At 73.2% G+C, this 3944-nt stretch carries 3 protein-coding genes; 2 read left to right on the top strand and 1 reads right to left on the bottom strand.

Features of this window, described 5'->3' with window-relative positions; all coding sequences use genetic code 11:
- Positions 1-258: 258 nt before the first annotated feature.
- The gene (locus tag ACWGIU_RS31960; protein ID WP_453711602.1) at positions 259-810 is read right to left on the bottom strand and encodes an adenylosuccinate lyase; all 552 of its coding nucleotides are present in this window, start codon (positions 808-810) and stop codon (positions 259-261) included.
- A 395-nt stretch (positions 811-1205) separates the two neighbouring features.
- Here ACWGIU_RS31960 and ACWGIU_RS31955 point away from each other — a divergent pair, with 395 nt between their 5' ends.
- Positions 1206-3005: a 3-hydroxyacyl-CoA dehydrogenase family protein gene (locus ACWGIU_RS31955; protein WP_453711601.1), complete on the top strand. Its 1800-nt coding sequence runs from the start codon at positions 1206-1208 to the stop codon at positions 3003-3005.
- Positions 3006-3168: 163 nt separating this feature from the next.
- Positions 3169-3944: TetR family transcriptional regulator (locus ACWGIU_RS31950; RefSeq protein ID WP_453711600.1), on the top strand; the 776-nt coding region annotated here is incomplete at its 3' end.

Raw genomic sequence — 3944 nt, 5'->3', positions numbered from 1 at the left:
GGGCACCGGGCCGGCCACCGAAGCCTGCGCCGGTGCCCGGGCCGCGGCCGGGACGACCTTCGAGGAGGTCATGAAGATCACGTACCGCGTCACGGACGTCGCGTGCCCTCCCGGCGGTGCGGGAGGTCCGCGACGCCGTGCTCCCCGGCCGGCCTCCTCTCCGCCTCCTCGGCGGTGCGGGTCTCGGGGCTGTGGCGGCCCGGACTCCTCGTCGAGGCCGGGCCTTCGCGGTCATCGCCGCGCAGGCAGGCCGCGGCCTCAGCCCAGGTGGCGCAGTGCGGCCGTCGCCGCCACCGCCAGCCGGGGGTGGGACTGGGCGCGTGTGAGGAGTTCGCGGGCGCGGGGGTCGGCGAGGGCGCCGAGGCCCTCGACGCAGGCCAGGGCCACCCGCCAGTACGGCTGGTGCGGGGAGAGCAGCCGTCCCAGGGTGGCCATCAGGGCCGGTACGGACTCGGGGGCGCGCAGGGCGGTGAGCAGCCGCACGGGTTGCAGGGCGTAGGCCGTGCGCAGGCTGTTGGTCGCGAGGGCCGCAGCCGCGCGGGCGGTACGCGGGTCGTCGAGGACGGCCAAGGCCTCGGCGGCCGCCGCGCAGCGGGCGGGGTCCCGGTGGTTGAGGAGCAGGACGAGGGCTTCGAAGGCCCGGCGGTCTCCCGCGAGGCCCAGCCGGTACGCGGCCAGTTCGCGGGCCCACAGGGGCAGCCCGGCCGAGGCCAGGGAGGCCGCGAGGCCGTCGGGGGCGGCCGTGAGCAGCACCTCGTACTCGGGTGACGGTCCCGCCTCCGCCCGCAGGCGCTCCAGCACGTCGTTCACCCGGCCACCCTAGGGGGACACAGCGGTCGCCGTGCCGGGTTTCGGGACATCGGAGACACGTGGTTGATCGATGATCGATGATCGGTACATTTGGGCGGTACAGGTCACATCTCCGCGCTCTGGCGGACCAGTTACCGGCGAGTTACTGTCGTTTCAACACGTACGAGGGCGGCCTGGTGACGCAGCCGCCTCGTGTCGGTCGGTTCGTATCCACGGTGTGACCCCGGGACAGGGTTCCGCCGTTTCCGCCCCAGGGACTCCTCTTCCCCGCGGGCTCCTCCCCTCGGACCCGCTCATCCCGGGTCCTTCCACCGCACGGCTCTTCCGTACGGCATCCGCGCGCGACGTGCGCCGCGCGCCCCCCAGTCGTCACCCTCTTCCACTGGAGTCCCTCGATGGACCGTCAGTCCAGTCAGCCCACCCTGCAGACCATCGCCGTCGTCGGCCTCGGCACGATGGGCACCGGCATCGCCGAGGTCCTCGCCCGGGCCGGTCGCGAGGTCATCGGCATCGACATCAGCGAGGCCGCCGCCCACCGGGCCGCGACCTCCCTCGCCGCGGCCACCGCGCGCTCCGTCGCCCGGGAGCGGCTCACCGAGCAGGAGCGGGGCGACGTGCTCGCCCGCTTCCGCACCTTCACCGACCTGGGCGCCGCCGCCGAGGCCGATCTGGTCATCGAGGTCGTGCCCGAGTCGTACGAGATCAAGCAGCAGGTGTTCCGCGAGCTCGACGCGATCGTGCGGCCCGACACCATCCTGGCCACCGGCACCAACGCGCTGTCGGTGACGCGCATGGCCGCCGAGTCCCTGCGCCCGGAACGTGTGCTGGGCCTGCACTTCTTCAACCCGGTCCCGGCGATGAAGCTGGTCGAGATCGTCTCCTGCGTCCTGACCGCCCCGCCGGCCGTCGAGGCGGTCACCGAACTGGCCCGCGAGCTCGGCAAGGAGCCCGTCCCGGTCGGCGACCGGCCCGGCTTCGTCGCCGACGGCCTGCTCTTCGGCTACCTCAACCAGGCCGCCGCCATGTTCGAGGCGCGGTACGCCTCCCGCGAGGACATCGACGCGGCCATGCGGCTCGGCTGCGGGCTGCCCATGGGCCCGCTCGCACTGCTCGACCTGATCGGCGTGGACACCGCCCGTACCGTCCTGGAGGCCATGTACGCCTCCTCCGGCGACCGTCTGCACGCCCCGGCCCCGATCCTGGGCCAGCTGGCCGAGGCCGGCCTGACCGGGCAGAAGTCCGGCCGCGGCTTCTACACGTACGAGGCGCCGGGCAGCTCGGTGATCGTCCGCGACCTGCAGACCCCGCTCGACGGGTCCCTGGTGGGCGGCGGCCGTCCCGTCAGCTCGGTCGGCGTGGCCGGCTCCGGGACCATGGCGAGCGGGATCGCCCAGGTCTTCGCGCAGGCCGGTTACAGCGTGGTGCTCGCCGCCCGCAGCCAGGAGAAGGCCGAGGCCGCCAAGGCCGCGATCGGGAAGTCCTTGGGCCGTGCGGTGTCCAAGGGCCGCCTGACCGAGGAGGGCGCGGCCCAGACCCTGGAGCGGATCACTCCGGCGGGGTCGCTGGACGCCTTCGCGGAGGTGGACCTCGCCGTGGAGGCCGTCGCCGAGGACCTGGCGGTCAAGCAGGAGCTGTTCGCGGCCCTGGACAAGGTCTGCAAGCCGGGTGCGGTGCTCGCCACCACCACCTCCTCGCTGCCGGTGATCGCGGTTGCCCGCGTGACCTCGCGCCCGCAGGACGTGATCGGCATGCACTTCTTCAACCCGGCTCCGGCGATGAAGCTGGTCGAGGTGGTCCGGACCGTCCTGACGGCCGACGACGTGCACGCCACGGTCCGCGAGATCTGTCTCAAGGTGCGCAAGCACCCGGTGGACTGCGGCGACCGGGCCGGCTTCATCGTGAACGCACTGCTGTTCCCGTACCTCAACAACGCGATCAAGATGGTCGAGCAGCACTACGCCGACATCGACCAGATCGACGCGGCGATGAAGCTGGGCGGCGGCTACCCGATGGGCCCGTTCGAGCTTCTCGACGTGGTCGGCCTGGATGTGTCGCTGGCCATCGAGAAGGTCCTGCACAAGGAGTTCCGCGACCCGGGCCTGGCCCCGTCCCCGCTGCTGGAGCACCTGGTGGCGGCGGGCTGCCTGGGCCGGAAGACCGGCCGCGGATTCCGTGAGTACGCCGCCCGCCGGTAATCCGTCGGGCCACGAGCCGGATGCGTGGGGAGGGCTGCTCGGGCCCGCCGGACCCTCACGGCGGGCCAACCCTCACGAGCCCAGTGCGGGCTCTCCCCCGCATCCACCCCTCTCCCACCCCCCGCAGGCGCGCTCCCCTGCACGAATGAAGTACTTTCGCTCTATGTCCCAGCCCGCCAAGACCTCGCCCCGCGCCGCCACGGCCTCCGACAGCCCGGAGAGCCCGGCCGGCACCAAGGCGGCCGCTCAGCGGCTCAAGATGCGCCGCGAGCTCGCCGCCGCGGCCATGGAGCTCTTCGCGACCAAGGGGTACGAGGCGACGACGGTCGACGAGATCGCCGCGACCGCCGGGGTGGCGCGGCGGACCTTCTTCCGGCACTTCCGGTCCAAGGAAGAGGCGATCTTCCCGGACCACGACGACACCCTGACCCGCGCCGAGGCCGTCCTGGACGTCGCCCCGGCGCACGAGCACCCGCTCGACACGGTGTGCCGCGGGATCAAGGAAGTCATGAAGATGTACGCCGCCTCGCCGGCGGTGTCGGTGGAGCGCTACCGGCTGACCCGTGAGGTGCCGGCGCTGCGGGAGCGGGAGATCGCCTCGGTGGCCCGGTACGAGCGGCTGTTCACCCGCTACCTGCTCGCCCACTTCGACGAGCACGACCACCAGGCCGGCAACGACGACCCGCTGCTGGCCGAGGTGGCCGCCTCGGCGGTGGTCACGGCCCACAACCACGTGCTGCGGCGCTGGCTGCGCGCGGGGGGCCAGGGGGACGTGGAGGCGCAGCTGGACCACGCCTTCTCGATCGTCCGGAAGACCTTCGGTTCGGGCATCGGCGCGGGCCGCACGCCGGGCTCGGCGCCGGCCGCGCCGGCGGCCGTCCGTACGCAGGGCGAGGTACTGGTGGCCGTGGCCCGCACCGATGCCCCGCTGGACGAGGT

Source organism: Streptomyces sp. NPDC054840, assembly GCF_053611065.1.
This window is presented reverse-complemented; position numbering and strand designations above follow the sequence as displayed.